This window comes from Aeromonas sp. FDAARGOS 1416 (genome assembly GCF_019048085.1).
Taxonomy (GTDB): Bacteria; Pseudomonadota; Gammaproteobacteria; order Enterobacterales; family Aeromonadaceae; genus Aeromonas; species Aeromonas veronii.
Window position 1 is genome coordinate 1,397,772 of the sequence record NZ_CP077301.1, and the last position, 22,411, is coordinate 1,420,182.

The following is a 22,411-nucleotide window of genomic DNA, read 5'->3' on the forward strand; positions in this document are numbered from 1 at the left end:
TCCAGCTCTGTTATAAAAAATAAAGGAGGCTCGGGCCTCCTTTTTTGTATCTGTTGTGCCGTCCTGAATATGGTTTACACCTTTCCCCCCCAATAAATAGAGAACCCGATGGGACAAGGTGTGAAACGGACACAGCGCGATTACTCACTGACTTTTAAACTGGCACTGGTCGAGCAGATTGAAAAAGGCGAGCTCAGTTGCCAGCAAGCACAAGCCCGATATGGCATTCAGGGCAATTCGACCATTCTGGTATGGTTACGTAAACATGGTCGGCAAGATTGGAGCCAGGGGGCTTCTGTACGTGCCGGCAGGAGCATCACCATGCCTGACCCCGACAACCAGACACCCGAACTGCGCATCAAGGAACTCGAGCAACAGCTGGCGCTGATGAGTCAGAAAGCCCAGTTCTTTGAGGCCGTCGTCGATGTACTGAAGAATGACTACGGCGTCTCCATCGTAAAAAAGCGACCCGGCAAGTCCTCTCGCAGCGGCAAGTCGAGAGGCTGACCATTGTCAGGGCTTGCCTGTTTCTCGGGATAAGCCGGCAGGCTTACTACAAGCGCAATCGGGTCGCCGACGAGCGCCATGCACAGGGATTGCAGGTGGTGCGCTTCGTGCGTCAGGTTCGACTGCGACAACCGCGGGTGGGCACTCGCAAGCTGCATTATCTGCTGCAGGGTCAGGATGATGACGGGCTCAAGGTCGGGCGGGACAGGCTGTTTCGGATATTGACCGAGCACCGCCTGCTGGTGCCACCCAGACGGGCGTATCACAAGACCACCCACAGTTTTCACCGTTTCTACCGTCATCCCAACTTGCTCAAGGCGGGGCCAGAGCAGGTTACGCCGGTGGCCCCGGAGCAGGTCTGGGTTGCAGATATCACCTATCTGCCAGCCAGGAGCGGACCGCTGTACCTGAGCCTGGTGACGGATGCGTACTCACGCAAGATAGTGGGCCATCACGTGCACGAAGGGATGCATGCCGAATCGGTGGCGATGGCGTTCAAGAAAGCGCTGAAGCAACGGCGTGGCGGCGGGGAGCTAATCCATCACTCAGACCGCGGCGTGCAGTATTGCTCGGGACTGTATCAATCATTACATGAACGGTACGGGGTGAAATGCTCGATGACGGATGGGTATGACTGTTATCAGAATGCGTTGGCGGAGCGGGTGAACGGGATTTTGAAAGGAGAGTTATTGTTGCAAAGCCCGCAGGATTTGGCGCAAGCGCGGGAGATGGTGCGTGAAGCAGTAGATATTTACAACGCGGAGCGGCCGCATCATGCGTTGAAATACAGAACCCCCGATGCGGTACATAGGGGGTTCTGAGTAGAGAAATGCTAGTTGAAAATGTGTAAACCTATTTCAGGACTAGACATGTTATTCACGGTTTTACACCACGTTTTCCTTTCTCCCGTCCACGTTTTGTCCACAGTTTTACATGGGTTGCAGATTTCTCCACACAAAGAGATATGTGCAAGAACACTAATTCTATAAATAGTTCATATGCCAACAAACCTGATGCTCCTTTCACTATTTTAATAGTGGCGGTAAGCCAATGAGACTCGCTTGATATAACAAAATGATTTGTAGGGAGAAAAGCCCACCTTAGCTATGGTCAGCGAAGGGGCTTTTTTTGTATTATTCCCCTCTTGACCTTATTTAGCCTAAAGGCTCCTGTACCGGGAGTGGTGACGAGGAAGACATGCAACAGCTTGAAGAAGTAGTCGGCCAAGCCAGAGCCGAAATTGAGGGCGTGAGCGATATCGCGACCCTCGACGAAATCCGGGTCAAATATCTGGGTAAAAAGGGCTTTTTTACCGAGCAGATGAAGGGCCTGGGTGCCTTGTCTGCCGAAGAGCGTCCCGCCGCGGGCGCAGTGATCAACCAGGCCAAACAGCAGGTTCAGGATGCGCTGAACGAGCGTCGTGAAGCGCTCGAAGTTGCCGTGTTGAACCAGAAGCTGGCTGCCGAGACCATCGACGTCAGCCTGCCGGGTCGCCGCATCGAGAATGGTGGTCTGCATCCGGTGACCCGCACCATCGAGCGTATCGAGCGCCTGTTTGGCGAGATGGGCTTCAAGGTTGCCCGTGGTCCCGAGATTGAAGATGGTTTCCACAACTTCGATGCGCTGAATATTCCGGCTCACCATCCGGCGCGTACCGATCACGACACCTTCTACTTCAATCCTGATCTGATGCTGCGTACCCATACCTCCGGTGTGCAGATCCGCACCATGCAGCAGCAGCAGCCGCCGATCCGCATCATTGCACCGGGCCGCGTCTATCGTAACGACTACGACATGACCCACACCCCGATGTTCCATCAGGTTGAAGGCCTGCTGGTTGACGAGCATGCCAGCTTTACCGAGTTGAAGGGCATTCTGCACGACTTCCTGCGCAACTACTTCGAGGAAGATCTGACCATTCGCTTCCGTCCTTCCTATTTCCCGTTCACCGAGCCGAGCGCCGAAGTCGACGTGATGGGCAAGAACGGCAAGTGGCTGGAAGTGCTGGGCTGCGGCATGGTGCACCCGAACGTGCTGCGTTCGGTCGGTATCGATCCGGAAAAATACTCCGGTTTTGCCTTCGGCATGGGCGTTGAGCGCCTGACCATGCTGCGTTACGGGGTCAACGACCTGCGTGCCTTCTTTGAAAACGACCTGCGCTTCCTCAAGCAGTTCAAGTAAGGGCGAGAGAACATGAAATTCAGTAAATCCTGGGTGATGGAGTGGGTCCGCACCGAGTTGAGTGACAACGCGCTGGCCGACCAGATCACCATGGCCGGTCTGGAAGTGGACGCCGTGGAAGCGGTTGCTGGCCAGTTCAACAATGTGGTGGTGGGTGAAGTTGTCGAGTGCGCCCAGCATCCGGACGCCGACAAGCTGCGGGTGACCAAGGTCAACGTGGGCGAGGCCGAACTGCTGGACATCGTCTGTGGCGCGCCGAACTGCCGTCAGGGCTTGAAAGTGTGCGTGGCCAAAGTAGGGGCGACCCTGCCTGGTGATTTCACCATCAAGAAAGCCAAACTGCGTGGCCAACCGTCCCACGGCATGCTCTGCTCTTTCAGCGAGCTGGGTATCGACGTTGAAGCCGATGGCATCATCGAGCTGCCGGCCGATGCTCCCATTGGTACCGATATTCGTGACTACCTCAATCTGAACGACGTATCCATCGACGTGGATCTGACTCCGAACCGTGCCGATTGCCTCGGTATCGCCGGTCTGGCCCGCGAAATCGGCGTGCTCAACAGTGTGGACGTGGTCGAGCCGACCTGGGCACCAGCTGTTGCCACCATTGATGCAACTTTCCCGATCCGGGTGGAAGCGCCAGCCGATTGCCCCCGTTATCTGGGGCGCGTTATCAAGGGGCTGAACCTGCAGGCCCAAAGTCCGCTCTGGATGCAAGAGAAGCTGCGCCGTGGCGGCATTCGCTCCATCGACGCCATCGTCGACATCACCAACTATCTGCTGCTGGAATACGGTCAGCCGATGCACGCCTTCGATCTGGCTACCCTGGAAGGGGAACTGGTGGTACGTCGCGCCCACGCTGACGAGCCGATGACCCTGCTCGACGGCAACGAAGTGAAGCTCAAAGAGACCACCCTGGTGATTGCCGATGCCAAAGGTCCTGCCTGCATGGCCGGTATCTTCGGTGGCAACCGCACCGGTGTATCCGAGACCACTACCGACATCCTGCTGGAGTGCGCCTTCTTTGCGCCGCTCTCCATCACTGGCCGTGCTCGTGCTTACGGTCTGCACACCGACTCCTCCCACCGCTTCGAGCGCGGGGTGGATCCGGAGCTGCAAGCCAAGGTGATGGACCGTGCAACTCGCCTGCTGCTGGACATCTGCGGCGGCGAAGCGGGTCCGGTCATCGAGGTCAAATCCGATGCCCATCTGCCGAAAGCGGCACCCATCAAGCTGCGTCGCAGCAAGCTCGACAAGGTGATCGGTATCAGCGTGGCAGATGCTCAGGTGGTCGAGATCCTGACTCGCCTTGGCATGCAGGTTACTGTGGATGCTGACGGTTGGACTGCGCTGGCACCCTCCTGGCGTTTCGATATCGCCATCGAGGAAGACCTCATCGAGGAAGTGGCTCGCATCTACGGCTACAACAACATCCCGAACCTGAAACCCGCTGCCTCCTTGGCGATGGTGGAGCAGGCAGAAGGGCAGGTGACCCTGAAGCGCGTGCGCGACCTGCTGGTTGACCGCGGTTTTCAGGAAGCGATCACCTACAGCTTCGTCGATCCCAAGACCCAGCAAACCCTGTTCCCGCAGAGCGATGCCATCTTACTGCCGAACCCGATCTCGGTCGAGATGTCCGCCATGCGTGTCTCTCTGTTCCCGGGTCTGGTGCAGGCCGTCGTTTACAACCAGAACCGTCAGCAGCCGCGCGTGCGTCTGTTCGAGCAGGGTCTGCGTTTCATCAAGGATGAAAGCGCCGAGAACGGCATCCGTCAGGAGCCGATGCTGGCCGGTATCATCACTGGCAATCAGAGCGACGAGCACTGGGATATCAAAACCCGTGCAGCAGACTTCTTTGATTTGAAAGGGGATCTGGAAGCGGTGCTGGACTTGACCGCCGAAGGGGCCACCTTTACCTTCGAGCGCACCGAGCACAGCGCCCTGCACCCGGGCCAGAGCGCAGCCATCCTGCGTAATGGCGAGATCATCGGCCACATCGGTGTGATCCACCCGAGCCTAGAGAAGAAGCTGGGCCTCAAGAGCCGTGCGGTGATGTTTGAGCTGGAGCTGGACAAGCTGACCCCGGCCAAAGTACCGGTTGCTGCCGAAGTTTCCAAGTTCCCGGCGAACCGTCGCGACATCGCCGTGGTGGTCGATCGTCAGGTTCTGGCAGGTGATGTGCTTGCGGTAATTAAAAAAGTTGGCGGAAATCAGGTAGTTGGAATAAACTTGTTTGACGTATACCAGGGTGCTGGTATGGCAGAGGACAAGAAGAGCCTGGCCATCAGTCTTGTATTGCAAGACACCCAGCGCACCCTGGAGGAGAAAGAGATTGCCGAGACCGTAGACAATGTCGTGCGGGCCCTTGGTGAAGAGTTGAATGCATCCTTGAGGGATTGATCTATGGCGCTTACCAAAGCCGACATTGCAGAGCACCTGTTCACCCAGCTCGGGATGAGCAAGCGTGAAGCCAAAGATATGGTGGAAGCCTTCTTTGAGGAAATCCGACAGGCGCTTGAGCGTGGTGAACAAGTCAAGATTTCAGGCTTCGGTAACTTTGACCTTCGTGAGAAGAATCAGCGTCCCGGACGCAACCCCAAGACGGGCGAGGATATTCCTATCAGCGCCCGCCGCGTGGTGACCTTCCGGCCTGGCCAGAAGCTCAAGGCCAGGGTAGAAAATGTTGAACCCAACGAGTGATAAAAAGCCAGGCAGATGCCTGGCTTTTGTTTTCAGATGACCAAATTCCCCGTTTTTCTTCTGGGTGCCGTACTGGCACTGCCATTGCACGCCAAGCCTTTGCAGACCACAGTGCTGCCGTTGGCGCCGGCTACCCAGGCTTATGTGAATTCACTGAGCCAGCTTTCGCTCTGCTATCCTGCGACGCTTCCTCCACCATACCTGATGGCCGAGGGGGGACTGCTCAAGGATCGCCTCGCCCGGTTGCAGGAGCTGTTCCCGGTTCCCCTCGTGCTCAAAGAGTTGCCCGATTGGCAGACATTGCGCAACGGGCTCGCAGAGGGGGAATGCGACATCATTCCCTATGTCGGAACCCGCAAGAAGGCCGTGGAGGGCATGCGGTTAAGTCGTCCGATGATGGAAACCGATGCCGCCATCCTCTACAAGGGTGAAAATCTCAAACAGGCCCGCTTTCTGGTCTACTCGGTGGCAGACTCTGCCCGCCTGTTGCACGAGCTCTATCCTCAGGCACGCATTATTTCCCTAAAAAGCGGAGAGAAGGTCTACGACGCGCTGCAGAGCGGCAAGGGTGATGCCTATCTGGGGGACTATCTGCAACTGCGCTATCTGATGCGCGAGTTTCCTGCCGATGGTTTGCGCCTGCGCCGCCTGTTTGGTGAGGATCGGATCATCAGCTATCGCTTGATGATGCGTGATCAGCCGGAGTTGGCCAATCTGGTGGACACCCTGATCCGTCATATGCCCGCCGGTACTATCTATACCGATCTGGCCCGTTATCTCGATCAGGGGTCGCTATATGTCAACCAGCCCCACTTCAGCGATACCGAGCAGGCCTGGTTATCCGGCCGCGGTCGCACCATTCGCCTGGTGGTCAATCCCGAGTTGATGCCCTATAGCGGCGTCAATGATCTGGGGGAGGCGAAAGGGTGGAGCGCGGATGTGCTGCGCTGGGTCACCCAGGAGACCGGCTTGAAATACAAGCTGGTGCCTGCCGCCAGCAAGGCGGAGGCCGTAGAAAAGCTGCGCCGTGGTGAGGCGGATATGATGGCCGGCTTGCCGGAATCCCCGGCATTGACGGATCAGTTCATTTTCAGTCGGACGATCTCCACCAACCGGTTTGCCTTGATCAGCAAGCGCAAGCTGGCTGCCGATCGCATCACCCAACTCAAGCAGCAGCGTATTCTGGTGCCGGAATCCCTCTACGATCCCTCCTTGCTCGCCCTGCTCGGTGATCAGGAGTGGGTTCGCACCGACGGCCTCGAGCAGGGGCTTGCCGCGATCAAACAGGGCAAGGCTGACGCCATGCTGAGCGAGCTTTATCAGCTGCAATATCCCCAGCGTACCAACTTGCTGGAAGGGCTCGATATCGAGGAGCTGGAAGATCGCTTCAGTCTTGGCTTTGCCATCAACAAGAGTCAGACCGAACTGGCCGGGGTGATGGATCGCAACCTGATGGCGCTGACCAGCACCCAGATCGACGAACTTAACCAGCGCTGGCGCCGCTTGCTCGTCGTGCAGCAGCCCGGCGTGAGCTACGCCGCCTGGTTTGGCTCCATCGCCATGGCACTGCTGATCAGCGGTATCGTCATCGGCGGGATCTGGCGTTCCCGCCAGCAACTGGCACGGGAAGTGGCCCAGCGTCACGCCGCCGAGAAGGCGCTGGCCATCGAGAGCGAGCTGCGGGAAACCATGTTTCAGGCGTTGCCGGTGCCCGTCTATCTGCGCAACAGCCAGGGCAAGGTGATCAAATCCAATAAACAGGGGCGACGTCTGGCCCTGCGCTATTCGCAGCAGTTGATGCTGCCGCCGGTGCAGCCTCAGAAGAGTGAAGGGGAGTTGGTGCTGGGGGATCAGGTCTTCGCCTATGCCCAGCATCCGCTGCGACTGGACAAGCAAGCACCCGCCACCGATCTCATCGCCCTGTCGGATATCAGCGTGTTGCGTGAGCAGGCCCGTTTTTTGCGTCAGGCAGAGCGCCGCCTGCGCGCCCTGACCAATACCGTTCCCGGCGTGGTGCTGCAGTTTATGTTCGAGCGGGGACGGGTAGGGGGGATCGAGTTTATCAGCCGGGGCTGTTACGAGCTGCTGGGGCTGGCGAGTCAGCAGATCCGTCGTGAGCCCAAACGGGTGCTCATTATGCTGGAGCGCGAGGATCGCCGCCGGGTACGCCGTGAGATGTTCGCCATGTTGCAGGCTGGCAAACCCTTCGCATTCACCATGCGCTACCACCATCCGACCAAGGGGGTGCGCTGGTTGCAGCTCTATGGCCGTGGGCGCAGTCAGCCGCAGGGTTGGCGAATTTATGCGGTGATGCAGGATGCCACTGCCAGGGTTGAGCAGGATCAGGCATTGCAGCACTCCCATGAGCAGGCGCAACAGGCCGTTCTGGCCAAGGGGCGCTTTTTGGCCGCCATCAGCCACGAGATCCGCACGCCGATGAACGCCATGCTCGGCTTGCTGGAGTGGCTGGCCAGTACTCCTTTGTCGAGAGAGCAAGACTCTGCGCTGGCGCGGGTGCGTCAGGCGGGGGATGAGCTGCTCGGCCTGCTCAACGATGTGCTCGACTTTAGCCGCAACGAAAACAGCAAACTCTCCCTCTCGCCGCAACCCACCGATTTTGCCGAACTGTGCGAGCACGTGGCGGCAGTGCACTGGACCAAGGCGCGGGCCAAGGGATTGCAACTGCGCCTTAAGTTGGACCCGGCTCTGCCAGCCCTGCAGACCCTCGACCCTCACCGGGTACGGCAAGTGCTCCACAACCTGCTCTCCAATGCCATCAAGTTCAGCCTGCGTGGGGAAGTGGTGCTGTGGGCCGAGGTGGTCGCATCGACCTTGCGCTTCGGTGTGGATGATCAGGGACCGGGAATCACCGCCAAGATGCGCACCACGCTCTTTATGCCGTTCGAGCAGTTTGCCGTTGAAGGGCAGCTGCGGGCGCCGGGCACCGGTCTTGGTCTGGCGATCTGCAAGCAGCTGGTCGATCAGATGGGGGGGCTTATCGATGTCGAGGGGCGTGTCGGTGGCGGTAGCCGCTTCTATTGCGAGTTGCCCCTGAAGCGGGTGCAGCAGGAGCCGGACTGGCAGCCCAATGTGCGGCAGCTGGCACTCTCTTTACCCCACGATGAGGCGCAAGCTCTCTCGCCCTGGCTCAGTCGATTGGGGATCGCCACCGTCAGCAACGCCGTTGATACGCTGCAAGCGGAGGTGGACGAGAAGGGGCTCTACTATTGGGCCTGGCAAGGGGAGTCCTGGGTGCCAGGGACCATCATCACCCTGCTGCAACCACGCTTGACCCCGGATCAACCGGTCGCCGGCACCCAGCCAGGGCTTGGCATGCGGGTACTGCTGGTTGAAGATCACGATGTCAATCGCGAGCTGATCAGCCTGCAACTGGGGCAACTTGGTGCCAGCGTTATCACTGCCGCCAACGGGCAGCTGGCGCTGGAGATGCTGGCGCAGCAAGAGGTGGATTTTGTGCTGACCGATCTGCAGATGCCGGTGATGAACGGGGCCGAGCTGTGCAGGCAATTGCGCCAATCCGCCCGTTGGGCCCGTCTGCCGGTCTATGTGATCACCGCAGATCTCAGTGATCAGGCGGCAAGGGAGCTGCAATCCTGCGGTTGCGATGGCCATCTGGACAAGCCGGTCGCCCTCAAGGAGCTGGCGACCTTGCTGCGCCATATTGCCAAAGAGGGGAGCAATGCTGTCGCCCCGACACCGGTTGCCTCGCTGCTGACCGATGAACTGGCCGCCCTTTATCTGAAGGCTACCCGTGATGATTTGGCCGAACTTGAGCGTTGCAGCACAGAAGAAGATGAAGTTGGCGTGAATGCTGCTTTACACAAGTTGAAGGGGGCCGCCAGAATGGTAGGGGCGACTGCGTTGGTTGCGGTCATTGAAGAGTGGCAACAGGCGCCCCATCCGATGCTGCAAGCCAGATTGAACCGGGCACTGGATGAGTTCAGCCAGCAGTTTTCAAAGAGGGCTCAAGATGATCATCACTGATGAAGAATTACTGGCGTTGCTCGATTCGGAAGAGCATGAGGCGGCAGGATTTTGCCCCATTGTGCTCTATGCCCTCGACAGCACCGCCCATGAGTTGGCCAGCACCATGACATTGCCCTCCTATGTCACGCTGCACCGTACCCGACCGGATGCCTGCTGGCAGTGGGAAGGGTTGTTTGCGGCAGGTGCCATTGCCCTTTACGACCCCGCCGCTCATCAGCAGGCGGATTACTTCCCCCAGTTGCAGCAGCATGAGGGAATTTACGCTATTGGCGAGGATTGGCTGGGGGGGCTTGCCGCCAGTTACCGTAACTGGTGCAACTGGCTGGCCGCTAACAAGGTGCTGCTGCTCGAGGATCACCCGTTTCAGGGGATGCAACTGCAACAGACCATCGCCGGGTTGGGGCTCTCCTGTCAGTGGGTACAGGATGAATCGGCCTGTCTTGCTGCATTGTCGGCGGGCGACATCAGCCTGCTGGTGTGCGATCTCAGCCTAGTGGAGCAAGATGCCATCAGTCTGCTGATGAACCAGCCCCAGTTGCAGGAGGCCGGGCTGCCCATTGTGCTGCTTTCGGCCCATGAGCAGACGCTGATCGACGGTGCCCGCCGCCTGCTGCACGATGCCGGTTTCAACATTCTGGCTGCACTGGCAAAGCCGCTTGATTGCGACGAGCTGCTCAGGTTGCTGCGTCGACTTTATCTGGGCCCGCTGCGTCAGCAGCGCTTGAGCGGCCAGCGCCGCTCCATCCGCCGGTGGCAGGGGGAGGTGCAGGGTCAGCTTGGGCTGCTCTCCAGTCCCGCGACCCCTCATCCGGTCTGGCTGGCGGTAACGGGTTTGCCCAGCCGCTGGGAGGCGCTCAAGGATTGGCTGACGGAGCAGTCGCGTACCCCAGCCGAACTGACCCTGCTGATCCACCGTCGTGACCACCTGCTCGGCAATGCCGATCGCTTCGCGCTGGTGCTGCAAGCCAGTCTGGCGGGGAGCAAGCTGGCGCTGCTGCTCGATAACAGCCAGCATCTGCCATTCGATCTGCTGGAGCGTTTGCCGCTGCAAGCCTTGCTGCTGGGGCAGGGGATCTTGCCGGAGATGGAGTCCTTGACCGGTGACTCCCTGCTGGGGCGTTTTATGGCCCGGGTTCGGGAGCTGGGGATCGCCGTCTATCTGGATGATCCTTACAACCTGCTCGACGTCGAGGTGTGGCGAGAGCGCGGTATGACGGGGCGCTGGTAAGCCATGCCGCGCTACCTCTGCTGGCCCATGCACCGGGAGCGCCTTGGCAAAGGACTGGAGGGCTGGCCCCATCCGCTTTCCCGAGCTGCGCTGCCACTGGCTATGGAGGTATCCGGGGTGCCTTGCCTGCTGCGCGAGCTGCATGGGGTGCCGCCTGCCCGCATGCTGGCTGCTTACGATGCATTGAGTGAAGAGAGCATCTATCTGCGCTTTATGCGTCCGAAACGGACGCCGCCACCGGAACAGGTAGCCCAATTTCTCAATTACCATCCCGAACAACAAATCTCGCTGCTACTGACCGATCTGGCTGGTGAGCCGCTGGCTCAGGCGCAATCAATCCGCCGCCGCCTTCATCCCGATCGGGCGGAGTTTTCTTGCATCGTGGCGGATCACTTTCAGCACAAGGGGGCGGGGAGGCGGATTCTGCTGGCGCTGGCACTGCTGGCCAGGGAGGACGGGATCCGGGAGTGGACGGCGGAAGTGTTGGCCCAGAACCGGCCGATGCTGACCCTGCTCAAGCGCCTTGGCTTGCCGCTGACCCTGGTGACCGGGCGGGAGATGGTCTTTGTCAGGCTGGATCTGTCGGTACTGGATGCCTGGTTACCCGCACCGCCAGCGGCGCCGCTTAAGACCAAGGGCGAATAGTGACACTTTTTTCCCTGTGCTAAGGTCACATTTATTGTGCGGGGATAGACGGAGCAGCTTATGGCGCAGTCATATAAACATATCGTGATCCTGACCGGCGCGGGGATCTCTGCCGAATCCGGCATCAAGACTTTTCGTGCCTGCGACGGTTTGTGGGAAGAGCACAAGGTCGAGGATGTGGCGACCCCCGAGGGGTATGCCCGGGATCCCGAACTGGTGCTGCGCTTTTACAACTCCCGCCGCAAACAGCTGCAACAGCCCCAGGTTCACCCCAATCCGGCCCACTATGCGCTGGCCCGCCTCGAGCGACTGCTGCCCGGCACGGTCACCCTGGTCACCCAGAACATCGACAATCTGCACGAGAGCGCTGGCAGCAAGAACCTTATCCATATGCACGGGGAGCTGCTCAAGGCCCGTTGCCCCGAGTCCGGTCAGGTGATCGAGTGGCGCGGCGATCTCCATCAGGACGAGCTCTGCTCCTGCTGCCAGTTCCCTCAGCCGATGCGTCCCCATGTGGTCTGGTTTGGTGAAATGCCGCTCGGGCTGGATCGCATCTACAGCGCGCTGGCCCAGTGCGATCTCTTTATCTCCATCGGCACCTCTGGCGCCGTCTATCCGGCCGCCGGGTTTGTCCATGAGGCGGGATTGAACGGGGCGCACACCATCGAGCTTAATCTCGAACCGAGCGAGGTAGGTAGCCAGTTTGACGAGAAACGTTATGGCCCAGCCTCCCTACTGGTGCCCGCCTATGTCGATGAGTTGCTGGAGGCGTGCGGCATTCATCAACCGAGGCAAGTCGAGGGGCACAACTGGATGGAGATGCGCGGTCCCTGAGCTACTGTGCGACGGGACAGTTGCAATGGTTCGGTGAAATCGCCACACTGGCAACCATTTAAAAAATGGGACGCAGTTGGCGCAAATTACCATGACCGCAGTCAAGCAATGGATCGCTTTTTTTCTCCTGGTGCTGGCCAGTGCCAGTGCATCGGCCTCCATCCCCCTGATGACCCTGATACTGCCAGATGGCCAGCAGGTGAACCTCGATGAGGCGGCTCTCTCCGCCTTGCCACAGACCGAATTCACCACCACTACCCCCTGGACTCAGGGCGCCCACCACTATCGCGGGCCGACCCTGTCAGCCGTGCTGGCGGCGCAAGGGATCCCGGATGCTCGCAAGATCGCCGTCTCGGCCCTCAACGGCTATCAGCAGGTGGTGGATCTGGCCCTGTTCGACGGCGTGCCGCTGACCCTGGTGCGTCAGGAGGACGGCAAACCGCTGACCCGGCGCAACAAAGGGCCGCTCTGGCTGCTCATCCCGTTCACCACCTATCCCAAGCTGGACGTGCCTGCCATTCATAACTGCATGGTGTGGCAGGTGACCCGCATCGAGATCGTCGATTGATGGGGCTGTCCCGCCACAAACTGCTGTTGGTTGCGGTGTCGCTGCTGTTTCTGCTCTCGTCGGGCAGCAGCCTCTATCTGCAGTATCGGCAGGAGCAGCTGGTCGATACTTTCTACCGCAATGTCCACTGGAACATCAGCCAGGTAATGCTCGAATCCCAGCGTTTCCTCTATGACCTGCAGCTCTACCGGGCTGGCAGACTGTCGATGGAGACCCTGAGCCTCGATTACGATCTGCTGTGGAACCGGCTCGATATCTTCCTCATCAGCAGTGAAACCGCCGAGATGCGCCAGCGGCACGGTCTCGGTAAAGTGCTGGCCACCCTGTTCGAGCAGATCAAGCAGCTCGAACCCCAGATGGAGGCTGGTGCGCTGCGCGAGGGGGCTGAGCTTGCCCGCTTGCAGGAGGCGATCGCCAGCCAGACCCGCCTCGTCGAGCAGATAGGGGATCAGATCCTCTCCGGCCAGGAGCGGGAGCATTCGGTCAGCCAAATCCGCAACAGCCTGTTCTGGCTGCAGATCTGGCAACTGATCCTGCTGCTGACCGGTGGCGCTCTGGTCGCTGCCCTCATTCGCGCCAATCTGGCGAACCGTCGGCTTGCCCTGCTCGATCCCCTGACCCTGCTTGGCAACCGCCGTGCCCTGCAGGAGCAGCTCTCTCGCGCTCTGCATGCTGATGATGTGAGCGCCCTGGTGGTGCTCGATCTCAAGCGCTTCAAGCAGGTCAATGATCTGCTGGGTTATCAGGTCGGTGATCGGCTGTTGCAGATGGTGGCCAACAAGCTGCAGCAGGCCCATGGCAGCCACGCTTACCGGCTCGGCGGAGATGAATTTGCCGTGGTGCTGACCAAGGCGAATGATGCGCTGGAAACCGCCATTCATGAGCTGGTGGATCTGCTCCATTTCGAGTTCGTGACCCGGGAGTGCAGCTTCGATCTGGCCTGTCGACTCGGGGTCGCCAAGGCGCAGCAACAGGATGCCGCCCGGCTGCTGGATCAGGCCATCCTGGCCCTTAACCAGGCCAAGCGTAGCCAGGAGGGGGCGATCAGCTGGTTTGAGCCTGCCATGCTGCAACAGTTGCAGTTGAGTCAACAGCAGCTTCATCAGCTGCGAGAGTGGCTGGCGGGGCGCGAGCCTGCACCGCTGCGAGTGGCATTGCAGGCGCTGACGGACGGACAGGGCAACGAGATGTGGCAATTGGCGCTTGAGTGGCGTGAGCAGGGAGTCCCATGCCATATGCGCTGGCTGCAGGAGTGCGGCGTACTGGGGCCCGTGTTGGCCCGTGTGCTGCAAACGCACGAGGCGCAGTATGCCGATGGTCGGACACTGCTGGTCCCGCTCGACAATCAGGCCCAGCTGACCCATCTACTGGCCTATTTGCCGGAGGCTTCCTGCACGCCGCTAGTGTTGCTGGTACCGACGCTACAGCCGGATGGTGCCTTGCTGGCGGGATTGCGGCAACAGGGTTGCACTCTGGCGCTCAGAGCGATTGGCAGCACCACCGCGGCGCAGCTGGCAGTAGGCTGGCCCGTTCGCTACTGGCTGCCGCAGGGTGATGAAGATGGCGAGTTGTTGCAGCCTCTGGCCAGACGATTGGGGCTGGTGCCACTGCAAGTGCTGGCAGCCAGGGAGACCCGGTCGCTGGCCTGAGGGCAAAAAGCGGTATTGCACCGGCAAGAGACAAAATGAAACAAGGCGACCTCGGGGTCGCCTTGTTTCATTTATTGCCCCTGAACGTCAGGTGCGAGGGGCGCAGGATTGCCTGATCACCAGGTCTGGGTCGACGGTGATCAGGTGGTTCTCCACCGCTTCACCGTTGATGCGGGCCAGCAGGCGGGTGACGGCGAGGCGTCCCAGCTCCTCTTTGGGCTGGTTGACGGTGGTGAGCGGCGGCGACATAAATTCTGCCAGTGCCACATTGTCATAGCCAACGATGGAGATATCCCGCGGGATCACCAGCCCCGCCTGATGGGCGGCACTGATGGCCCCCATCGCCATCATGTCGTTGCAGACAAAGAGGGCGGTGGGACGCTCGGGCAATGCCAGCAGACGAGTCATCGCCTGATGGCCGCTGGCGCAGTCAAAGTCCCCCTCCTGGATCCACTCTTGATTGATCGTGAGACCTGCCTCCTGCAACGCCTGCTCGAAGCCAGCTTGGCGCTGGTTGGCGGGGGCGCGGCTGTGGGGGCCTGTGATACAGCCGATGGCGGTATGGCCCAGCTCAATCAGATGGCGGGTCGCCAGATAACCGCCATGGAAGGAGTTGTCGGCGATAAGATCCACATCCTCGCTAACCAGACCCCAATCCATCACCACCACCGGCAGGCTCTTGAGCCAGTCGAGCTGATTGAACACCTCTTGCTGTCCTTCGCTACACATGATCAGCAGGCCATCGACCCGCTTGCGCAGCATCATCTTGAGGTAGGAGAGGGCGGTTTCTGCCTGCCCTTCGGTGTTGCCCAGCATCAGGTTGTAGCCCTGCTCGAAGCAATAGCGCTCCACCCCGCGCACCACCTCGGCAAAGAAGGGGTTGCTGGAGGTGGTGACCAGCATACCGATACTGTTGGTCTCCTTCACCTTGAGGCTGCGGGCCACCAGACTCGGGGCATAGTTGAGATCGCGCATGGCCGCGAAGACCCGCTCACGGGTCTCCTCGGCGACGAAGCGGGTCTCGTTGATGACATGGGAGACGGTGGTGGTGGAGACCTGGGCCCTCGCCGCCACCTCCTTGATATTGGCCATCAGTGCCCCTGCGCAGTCTGCTCAAGCAGGAAGGTGTCGACCTCCTGCTTGCTCGGGATGGAGCTCTGGGCGCCGAATCGGGTGACGGAGAGCGCCGCCGCCCCATGGGCAAAGCGTACCGCGCTGTGGAAATCGGCACCGGCCAGTTCCGCCGCCAGCAGGGCGCCGTTGAAGGTATCGCCCGCGGCAGTGGTATCCACCGCCTTGACCCGAAAGCCCGGGATCAGCTGTTGCTGCTGTGCGTTGCTGCAGTAAACCCCCTGGGAGCCCAGGGTGATCATCACATCCGCAATGCCCATCTGGTGGAAGCGGGCGGCCGCCTCGCGGGCGCTCGCTTCATCGGTGACTTTTACGCCGGTCAACAGCTCGGCCTCGGTCTGGTTGGGGGTGATAAGATCCACCAGCGCCAACAGCTCAGCGGAGAGCGGACGGGCAGGGGCGGGGTTGAGCACCACCCGGGTGCCGTGGGCGCGGGCCAGCCGTGCAGCTTCATGGACGCTCTCCAGCGGCACTTCCAGCTGCAACAGCAGGGTGTGGGCGTCGGCGATCATGGCTTCGTGGTTTTTCACCACAGCCGGAGTGATGGCACCGTTGGCCTCGGCGGAGATGCCGATGCTGTTCTCCCCCTCATCGCTGACATAAATGATGGCGATGCCGGTCGGGAGCTTGGGATCGAGTTCGACGGCGCTGACGTCGATGCCATCTTTGGCAAAGCCACTCTTCATCTGGTGGCCGATGGCGTCATCACCGATGCGGGCGATAAAGGAGACGGGGGCGCCGAGGCGGGCAGCTGCGACTGCCTGATTGGCCCCCTTGCCACCCGGGACCACCTGATAGCTGTGGCCGGTCAGGGTTTCACCCGGGCGAGGAAAGTGGGGAACGCGCAGCACATGGTCTGCATTGACACTGCCCAGAACGACGAGACGATTCATGTTGACTACTCCTGATGCATCTTGGCTTGAACACTGTGATGGCGTGAGCTCAAGCCGGGAGGCACCTGAACGAGAGGGAAAAGGGGAGGCGAGCCTCCCCCTTGTGATTTATTTGCTGACCACTTGCAGCGGTACCGGAATGGATTTCTCGACCGGCTGACCTTTCAGCACCTTGTCGGCAGTCTCGACGCCGATGGCACCAATCAGGGCAGGCTGCTGGGCCACGGTGGCGGCCAGTTTACCCTTGGCTACGGCGGCTTTGCCATCGTCAGTGCCGTCGAAGCCGACGATCATCACCTCTTTGCCGGCAGCCTGCACCGCGCGGATGGCACCCAGCGCCATCTCGTCGTTCTGGGCGAACACAGCCTGTACGGTCGGATGGGCGGCCAGCAGGTTTTCCATGACGTTCAGACCCTTGGTGCGGTCAAAGTCGGCAGGCTGGGAAGCCAGCACCTGCAGCTTGTTGGCCGCCACGGCCAGGGCAAAACCTTCGCCACGGTCACGGGCGGCGGAGGTACCGGCAATCCCTTCGAGCTGGATCACCTTGGCACCGGTACCCAGTTTCTCGGTGATAAAGTCACCGGCCAGCTTACCGCCCGCCACGTTGTCGGAGGCAATGTGGGCCTTGACCTCACCCTGCGCAGCGCCGCGGTCCAGGGTCAGTACCGGAATGCTGGCGCGGTTGGCCAGACGAATGGCGTTGCCGACAGCTTCGGAGTCGGTGGGGTTGATCAGAATGGCGCCGACCTTGCGTACGGTGAGATCTTCCATGTTGGAGAGCTCTTTGGCCGGGTCATTCTGGGAATCCAGTACCACCAGCTCGTAGCCAAGCTCTTTGGCTTTGGCTTCGGCACCCTCTTTCATGGTGACAAAGAAGGGGTTATTGAGGGTGGAGACCACCATGGCCAGGGTTTGATCGGCGGCATGGGCGGTGCCCAGCACGGACATGATGGCGGCAGTGAGCAGGGTATTGAGCTTTTTCATCATTTCATTCCTTGTGTGTGGCTTGTCTTATCAACGATTGCTTTTGTTATCGATCATCACGGCAAGCAAGATCACGCTGGCCTTGGCGATCATCTGGTAATAGGAGGATACGTCGAGCAGGTTGAGGGCGTTATTCAGGAAGCCGATGATCAGCGCCCCTATCAGGGTCCCCATGATGCGGCCCTTGCCGCCCATCAGGCTGGTACCACCCAGCACCACGGCGGCGATGGCATCCAGCTCGTAACCCATGCCCGCTGTTGGCTGGGCAGAGGAGAGGCGAGAGGTAACGATAAGCCCTGCCAGTGCCGAGAGCGCGCCGCACAGACCATACACCGCCAGCTTCACCCGATCCACATTGATACCGGAGAGGCGGGTAGCCGATTCGTTGCCACCCAGCGCGTAGATATAGCGACCGAGACGGGTATGGTTGAGCATGAACCAGGCGAGCAGGAAGACGATAGCCATCAGCCAGATGGGCACCGGCAGACCGAACAGGTAACCGGTACCGAGCCAGGCGAAGTGATCGGCGCCGTCACTGAAACCGGTGGAGATGGGGCGACCCTCGGTATAGACCATGGTGATACCGCGCAGGGCGGTCATGGTGACCAGGGTAGCGATAAATGCCTGCACCTTGCCCTTGGCAATGATCAGGCCGCTGACGCCGCCCAGCAGGGCACCGGCCCCCAGAGTGAGGGGCACCACCAGCCAGATCGGCAGCTCCATGGCAACCATGGTGGCGGCCAGCGCACCACACAGGGCCAGTACCGAGCCGACCGACAGATCGATACCGGCGGTGAGGATAACCAGCGTCATACCGACCGCCATGATGGCGTTGACCGAGGTTTGGCGCAGGATATTGAGGAGGTTGTCGGCGGTGAAGAAGTTGGGGCTCAAAAAGGAGACCACACCAATCAGGACCAGCAGCGCGACCAGGGATTTGTTCTCGATCCACCACGCCTTGCTCATGACGCCACGGCGGGAAAGGGTTTGGGTTGTCATTGTGCTGCCTCTTGCTCTGATTGCCACTGTTTACCGACTGCCGCCGCCATCAGCTTCTCCTGATTGGCATCGCGGGTGTTGAACTCTGCGCTGATGCGCCCTTCGTGCATCACCATGATGCGATCACTCATGCCGAGCACTTCCGGCATTTCGGAGGAGACCAGAATGATGCTCATCCCCTCCTTCTTGAACTGGTTGATCAGCTGATAAATTTCCTTTTTCGCCCCCACGTCGACGCCGCGGGTCGGCTCGTCGAGGATCAGCACCTTGGGCCGGGTCAGCAGCCCTTTGGCGATGGCCACCTTCTGCTGGTTGCCGCCGGAGAGTAGCTTTATCAGCTGATCCTGACTCGGGGTCTTGATGTTGAACAGGCGCACATAGTCGCTCACCGCCTGCCGTTCGGCCTTGCCATCGATCTTGCCGTTGCTGATGAACTCGTCGAGGGCGCACAGACTCATGTTTTCGCGCACCGACAGCTCCAGCACCAGTCCATCCCCCTTGCGATCTTCGGAGATATAGGCGATGCCTGCGGCCAGACCATCGGCCGGACTGGTTGGCACCAGCGCGTGGCCATCTACCGTGATTTCACCGCTGCTGACAGGGCTGGCACCGTATATCAGCTTCATCAGCTCGGTACGACCGGAACCCATGAGGCCGCTAAAACCCAGAATTTCCCCCTGACGCAGGGAGAAGCTCACCCCGCGCACGCCGGGGCCTGCCAGATCCTTCACCTGCAAGCTGACGGGGCCAAGCTCGCGCTCAAGGCGCGGGTACTGCTCTTCCAGTCGGCGACCCACCATCATCTCGATGATCTTGTCTTCATCCAGATCACGCACCGCCTTCTCACCGATCCACTTGCCATCGCGCAGCACGGTGACCCGATCGCAGATCTCGAAGATCTCCTTGAGGCGGTGGGAGATATAGACGATGCCGCAACCCTGCTCACGCAGCTCGCGGATAACCTTGAACAGCTGCTCGGTCTCGGTATCGGTCAGCGCATCGGTGGGTTCATCCATGATGATGACGCTGGCATCGAACGACAGCGCCTTGGCAATCTCCACCATCTGCTGTTCGCCGATGGAGAGATCCCCGAGCCGGGTATCCGGCCCGTGTTTGACGCCAAGTCGCGCCAGCAGGCCACTTGCCCGCTCGCGCAGTTGTTTGTGGTCGATGCTGCCAAAACGGGTACGGGGTTCGCGACCGAGGAAGATGTTGGCGGCAATCGACAACTCCGGCAGCAGGTTCAGCTCCTGATGGATGATGCTGATCCCCTGATCCTGAGAGTCGCGGGGGCCCTTGAAGTGAACCGACTGACCGCGGTAGCTGACGCTGCCCGCATCAGCCTGATAGATGCCGGTCAGCACCTTCATCAGGGTGGATTTGCCGGCGCCATTTTCACCGAGCAGGGCCATCACCTGGCCCGGATAGACCCGCAGACCCGCTTCGTCGAGGGCGCGCACACCGGGGAAGGTCTTGACGATCCCGGTCAGCTCCAGAATGGGTGAGAGGGGAGAGGTTGTGCTCATTTGCAGCTTCCTTGAAGAGGCCTTCTTTGAAGAATGTCAGAACGCCACACCGGCGCAGAGGATCAGGTTGGCGTAGGGAGTCACCTCGCCGCTGCGCACGATCGCCTTGCTCTGGCGGGAGCGGGTCTTGAACTCCTCGTGCAGGCAGTATTCGATGGCGATGGGCTTGCCCTGGGCGGCTGCGTGCGCCTCAAGCTGCTCGACCAGTGCCTGATGGGCGGCGGGGCTGATCTGCTTGATCTCGCTTGCCATGATCGCTTTCTCCACCACCAGATCGGTGAGCAGGGCGGTCAGTACGGTTTCAAGGCTGGGCGTCCCCGCCATCAGAGCCAGATCGATCCGCTGCGGACCTGCCGGAATGGGCAAGCCTGCATCGCAGACGGTGATCTCGTCGGTGTGGCCCATCTGTGCCACCAGAGCACTCAGGGGAGCATTGAGCAGTACGCCTCGTTTCATACAGCACCTCATCAGGCCTTGGCCCGTCAATCTGTGAACCGCTAGGCAACCGGTTACGCAACCGGTTGCGTCATGGCGCAAAGATAGGCTTTTTACTAAGGAAGGGCCACGGCAAAACCACGGAAATGTGAAAACGATCTCAAAGGCGGGAGAAGAAGTGCAGGGGAGGAGGCAGGAAGGGTGTCAGCAGAGCCCTGACACCCTTGTTATTCATCGAGCTATTGATTTTATGGTTAGTTGGCCAGTGCCTTGGCGACCGCCGGACGGCTCAGCATGCGCTGATAATGATCGGCAACCTTGGGGAATTCACTGATCTCGACCCCATCGCTTTTCAGCCAGCCCGCGACCACGAACAGATAAATGTCCGCCACGCTGAACTGCTCGCCCAGCACCCAGGGGCCTGCCAGATAGTGCTGCTCAATCTGGGCAAAGCCGTCACGCATATTGCTGGCGACTTTCTGCTGCATGGCGGCAATGGCCTGCTCGTCATCGGCCCAGCGGCTGCCACGGCGACCGTGGGCGTGGGAGACATGCACGGTGGAGGCGAGGAAGCTGTTGACCTCCTGCATGCGGGCCAGCTGGAACGGATTGTCCAGCGGCGCCAGCTTGGCATCGGGGAAGCGCTGCGCCACATAGAGCAGCAGGGCCGGGGTCTCGGTCAGGGTGCCCTGCTCGGTGATCAGGGCTGGCACCCGCCCTTTGGGGTTGATGGCGAGGTATTCGGGCGAACGCTGCTCACCGGCAGCCAGATTGAGCTGGCGGGCAGTAAACGGGGCGCCGGTTTCCAGCAGTGCGATTTGGACCGCCACGGCGCAGGAGCCGGGGGCGAAGAAGAGGGTCAGATCGGACATGAATACTCCTGATTGGCTCAGGCCACCCGCGATATCGGCGAAAGATTGCTTCGCACAGCACCACGGGCAGTCATGAAAAAAGAGAAGGGGGCAAATATTGCCCCCTTAAACTATTAACCCCGTCAGGGTCAATTAATAGCCGACTTAACCGGCCTTGGCCACCATGGCTTTCAGCTGCAGGAAGTACTGCTCGTAGAGGCGGGAGGCATCACCCACATCGGACTGGAACTCGCCCTTGCGCTTGATCTCGTCGCTCGGGAAGACCATGGGGTTGTTGCGAAACGCCGGGGTGAGCAGGGGAATGGCATCCTTGACCGGGGTGGGGTAGCCAATCGCCTCGGCCACCTTGGCGGCCACATCGGGGCGCATCAGGAAGTTGATCAGGGCGTGGGCCTCTTTCACATGCTTGGCCTTGGCCGGGATGGCGAGGTTGTCCATCCAGAGCACGGCGCCTTCTTCGGGGTAGGTCATCTGGATGGAAGGGTATTCGCGCTGGGCGCCGTATGCCGAGCCGTTCCACAGCATGCCGATATTGACCTCACCGGCGATAAAGGGGTCGGCCGGGTTGTCGGAGTTGAACGCCTTGACGTTGGGCATCAGCTTTTTCAGGTATTCGAACGCTTCGGCAATTTGCGCCTTGTCTTGAGTGTTGGGGCTGTAACCCAGCTGCACCAGCGCGATATGGAACACCTCGCGGGCATCGTCCATCAGCAGCAGGCTCTCTTTCCACTCCGGTGCCCAGAGTTGCTTCCAGCTGGTGACCGGCTGCTCGATGATGTCAGTGTTGGTGCCGATCCCGGTTGCGCCCCAGATATAGGGGATGGAGTAGCGGTTGTCCGGGTCGTACTCATGGTTGAGCAGGGTGGGGTCGAGGTGCTTGAAGTTGGGCAGCTGGGCGCGATCCAGCGGCTGCAGCATCCCCTCTTTGGCCATTTTCGAGATGAAATAGGTGCTGGGCACCACAACGTCATAGCCGTCACCATGGGTTTTCAGCTTGGCGTAGAGGGTCTCGTTGGATTCGTAGGTGGAGTAGATCACCTTGATACCGGTCTCTTGCTGGAACTGCTCCAGCAGGCCGTCCGGCACATATTCCGACCAGTTGTAGAAGTAGACCACATTTTCGTCGGCCGCGTGAGCGCTCTGGCTCAGCAGCGGGGTGGTGAGGGTGAGGGCGGCTGCCAGCAGGGCGCCGGCCTTGTGTTGGATTGTCATCAACAACTCCTTGGGGTTATGGGGCCTTGCGGCCCACCG

The 22,411-nt window shown here is 60.2% G+C and carries 18 protein-coding genes; 10 read left to right on the forward strand and 8 right to left on the reverse strand.

Annotated features, from left to right (window positions below; all coding sequences use genetic code 11):
* Positions 1 to 108 precede the first annotated feature (108 nt).
* The 10 genes from I6L46_RS06175 (at position 109) to I6L46_RS06220 (ending at position 14,320) form a co-directional block, all read left to right on the forward strand.
* A protein-coding gene (locus I6L46_RS06175) for an IS3 family transposase (protein ID WP_216977659.1) occupies positions 109 to 1,328 on the forward strand; the annotation gives its coding sequence in 2 pieces (ribosomal slippage) (positions 109 to 457 and positions 457 to 1,328; 1,221 coding nt in all).
* A gap of 376 nt (positions 1,329 to 1,704) precedes the next feature.
* Positions 1,705 to 2,688 (forward strand): phenylalanine--tRNA ligase subunit alpha, encoded by a 984-nt coding sequence (pheS, locus tag I6L46_RS06180; protein ID WP_005351972.1) that lies wholly within the window; start codon positions 1,705 to 1,707, stop codon positions 2,686 to 2,688.
* 12 nt (positions 2,689 to 2,700) lie between these two features.
* Complete coding sequence (pheT, locus tag I6L46_RS06185) at positions 2,701 to 5,088, forward strand: phenylalanine--tRNA ligase subunit beta (protein ID WP_216977660.1); 2,388 nt, start codon at positions 2,701 to 2,703, stop codon at positions 5,086 to 5,088.
* Positions 5,089 to 5,091: 3 nt separating this feature from the next.
* Complete coding sequence (gene ihfA, locus I6L46_RS06190; protein WP_005300715.1) at positions 5,092 to 5,388, forward strand: integration host factor subunit alpha; 297 nt, start codon at positions 5,092 to 5,094, stop codon at positions 5,386 to 5,388.
* A 15-nt stretch (positions 5,389 to 5,403) separates the two neighbouring features.
* A complete protein-coding gene (locus tag I6L46_RS06195) occupies positions 5,404 to 9,393 on the forward strand; it encodes a transporter substrate-binding domain-containing protein (RefSeq protein ID WP_216977661.1) in 3,990 nt (1,329 codons plus the stop codon).
* Positions 9,380 to 10,624 (forward strand): response regulator, encoded by a 1,245-nt coding sequence (locus tag I6L46_RS06200; RefSeq protein ID WP_069527574.1) that lies wholly within the window; start codon positions 9,380 to 9,382, stop codon positions 10,622 to 10,624. Before I6L46_RS06195 ends, I6L46_RS06200 begins: the two co-directional genes overlap by 14 nt.
* Positions 10,625 to 10,627: 3 nt before the next feature.
* Positions 10,628 to 11,269: a GNAT family N-acetyltransferase gene (locus tag I6L46_RS06205; RefSeq protein WP_216977662.1), complete on the forward strand. Its 642-nt coding sequence runs from the start codon at positions 10,628 to 10,630 to the stop codon at positions 11,267 to 11,269.
* A 60-nt stretch (positions 11,270 to 11,329) separates the two neighbouring features.
* Positions 11,330 to 12,103 (forward strand): Sir2 family NAD+-dependent deacetylase, encoded by a 774-nt coding sequence (gene cobB, locus I6L46_RS06210; RefSeq protein WP_005351956.1) that lies wholly within the window; start codon positions 11,330 to 11,332, stop codon positions 12,101 to 12,103.
* A gap of 91 nt (positions 12,104 to 12,194) precedes the next feature.
* Entirely contained in the window at positions 12,195 to 12,671 is a 477-nt protein-coding gene (locus I6L46_RS06215) for a hypothetical protein (RefSeq protein WP_043820367.1), read from the forward strand.
* A complete protein-coding gene (locus I6L46_RS06220) occupies positions 12,671 to 14,320 on the forward strand; it encodes a diguanylate cyclase (protein ID WP_216978020.1) in 1,650 nt (549 codons plus the stop codon). Before I6L46_RS06215 ends, I6L46_RS06220 begins: the two co-directional genes overlap by 1 nt.
* 87 nt (positions 14,321 to 14,407) lie before the next feature.
* Here the strand turns inward: I6L46_RS06220 and I6L46_RS06225 are convergent, their stop codons facing one another.
* From I6L46_RS06225 to I6L46_RS06260, 8 genes are all read right to left on the reverse strand, one after another.
* Complete coding sequence (locus I6L46_RS06225; RefSeq protein WP_216977663.1) at positions 14,408 to 15,412, reverse strand: substrate-binding domain-containing protein; 1,005 nt, start codon at positions 15,410 to 15,412, stop codon at positions 14,408 to 14,410.
* Entirely contained in the window at positions 15,412 to 16,344 is a 933-nt protein-coding gene (rbsK, locus tag I6L46_RS06230) for a ribokinase (protein WP_124929418.1), read from the reverse strand. Before rbsK ends, I6L46_RS06225 begins: the two co-directional genes overlap by 1 nt.
* Before the next feature lie 108 nt (positions 16,345 to 16,452).
* Complete coding sequence (gene rbsB, locus I6L46_RS06235; RefSeq protein WP_040065583.1) at positions 16,453 to 17,328, reverse strand: ribose ABC transporter substrate-binding protein RbsB; 876 nt, start codon at positions 17,326 to 17,328, stop codon at positions 16,453 to 16,455.
* Positions 17,329 to 17,358: 30 nt separating this feature from the next.
* Positions 17,359 to 18,327 carry a ribose ABC transporter permease gene (gene rbsC, locus I6L46_RS06240; RefSeq protein ID WP_005336670.1) on the reverse strand — a complete coding sequence of 323 codons (969 nt, stop codon included), beginning with the start codon at positions 18,325 to 18,327 and terminating at the stop codon, positions 17,359 to 17,361.
* Positions 18,324 to 19,853, reverse strand: a complete 1,530-nt coding sequence (gene rbsA / locus I6L46_RS06245) for a ribose ABC transporter ATP-binding protein RbsA (protein WP_216977664.1) — start codon at positions 19,851 to 19,853, stop codon at positions 18,324 to 18,326. The genes rbsC and rbsA overlap by 4 nt, the downstream gene beginning before the upstream one ends.
* Positions 19,854 to 19,889: 36 nt before the next feature.
* The gene (gene rbsD, locus I6L46_RS06250; RefSeq protein ID WP_216977665.1) at positions 19,890 to 20,309 is read right to left on the reverse strand and encodes a D-ribose pyranase; all 420 of its coding nucleotides are present in this window, start codon (positions 20,307 to 20,309) and stop codon (positions 19,890 to 19,892) included.
* Positions 20,310 to 20,542: 233 nt separating this feature from the next.
* Positions 20,543 to 21,160 (reverse strand): glutathione S-transferase family protein, encoded by a 618-nt coding sequence (locus I6L46_RS06255; protein WP_216977666.1) that lies wholly within the window; start codon positions 21,158 to 21,160, stop codon positions 20,543 to 20,545.
* Between the two features lie 144 nt (positions 21,161 to 21,304).
* Entirely contained in the window at positions 21,305 to 22,372 is a 1,068-nt protein-coding gene (locus I6L46_RS06260; RefSeq protein WP_216977667.1) for an extracellular solute-binding protein, read from the reverse strand.
* Positions 22,373 to 22,411 lie beyond the last annotated feature (39 nt).

Coding starts and splice junctions, on each gene's coding strand:
- pheS (WP_005351972.1), top strand. CDS start 1,705: ATGCAACAGCTTGAAGAAGTAGTCGGCCAAGCCAGAGCCGAAATTGAG.
- pheT (WP_216977660.1), top strand. CDS start 2,701: ATGAAATTCAGTAAATCCTGGGTGATGGAGTGGGTCCGCACCGAGTTG.
- ihfA (WP_005300715.1), top strand. CDS start 5,092: ATGGCGCTTACCAAAGCCGACATTGCAGAGCACCTGTTCACCCAGCTC.
- I6L46_RS06195 (WP_216977661.1), top strand. CDS start 5,404: ATGCCTGGCTTTTGTTTTCAGATGACCAAATTCCCCGTTTTTCTTCTG.
- I6L46_RS06200 (WP_069527574.1), top strand. CDS start 9,380: ATGATCATCACTGATGAAGAATTACTGGCGTTGCTCGATTCGGAAGAG.
- I6L46_RS06205 (WP_216977662.1), top strand. CDS start 10,628: ATGCCGCGCTACCTCTGCTGGCCCATGCACCGGGAGCGCCTTGGCAAA.
- cobB (WP_005351956.1), top strand. CDS start 11,330: ATGGCGCAGTCATATAAACATATCGTGATCCTGACCGGCGCGGGGATC.
- I6L46_RS06215 (WP_043820367.1), top strand. CDS start 12,195: ATGACCGCAGTCAAGCAATGGATCGCTTTTTTTCTCCTGGTGCTGGCC.
- I6L46_RS06220 (WP_216978020.1), top strand. CDS start 12,671: ATGGGGCTGTCCCGCCACAAACTGCTGTTGGTTGCGGTGTCGCTGCTG.
- I6L46_RS06225 (WP_216977663.1), bottom strand. CDS start 15,412: ATGGCCAATATCAAGGAGGTGGCGGCGAGGGCCCAGGTCTCCACCACC.
- rbsK (WP_124929418.1), bottom strand. CDS start 16,344: ATGAATCGTCTCGTCGTTCTGGGCAGTGTCAATGCAGACCATGTGCTG.
- rbsB (WP_040065583.1), bottom strand. CDS start 17,328: ATGAAAAAGCTCAATACCCTGCTCACTGCCGCCATCATGTCCGTGCTG.
- rbsC (WP_005336670.1), bottom strand. CDS start 18,327: ATGACAACCCAAACCCTTTCCCGCCGTGGCGTCATGAGCAAGGCGTGG.
- rbsA (WP_216977664.1), bottom strand. CDS start 19,853: ATGAGCACAACCTCTCCCCTCTCACCCATTCTGGAGCTGACCGGGATC.
- rbsD (WP_216977665.1), bottom strand. CDS start 20,309: ATGAAACGAGGCGTACTGCTCAATGCTCCCCTGAGTGCTCTGGTGGCA.
- I6L46_RS06255 (WP_216977666.1), bottom strand. CDS start 21,160: ATGTCCGATCTGACCCTCTTCTTCGCCCCCGGCTCCTGCGCCGTGGCG.
- I6L46_RS06260 (WP_216977667.1), bottom strand. CDS start 22,372: ATGACAATCCAACACAAGGCCGGCGCCCTGCTGGCAGCCGCCCTCACC.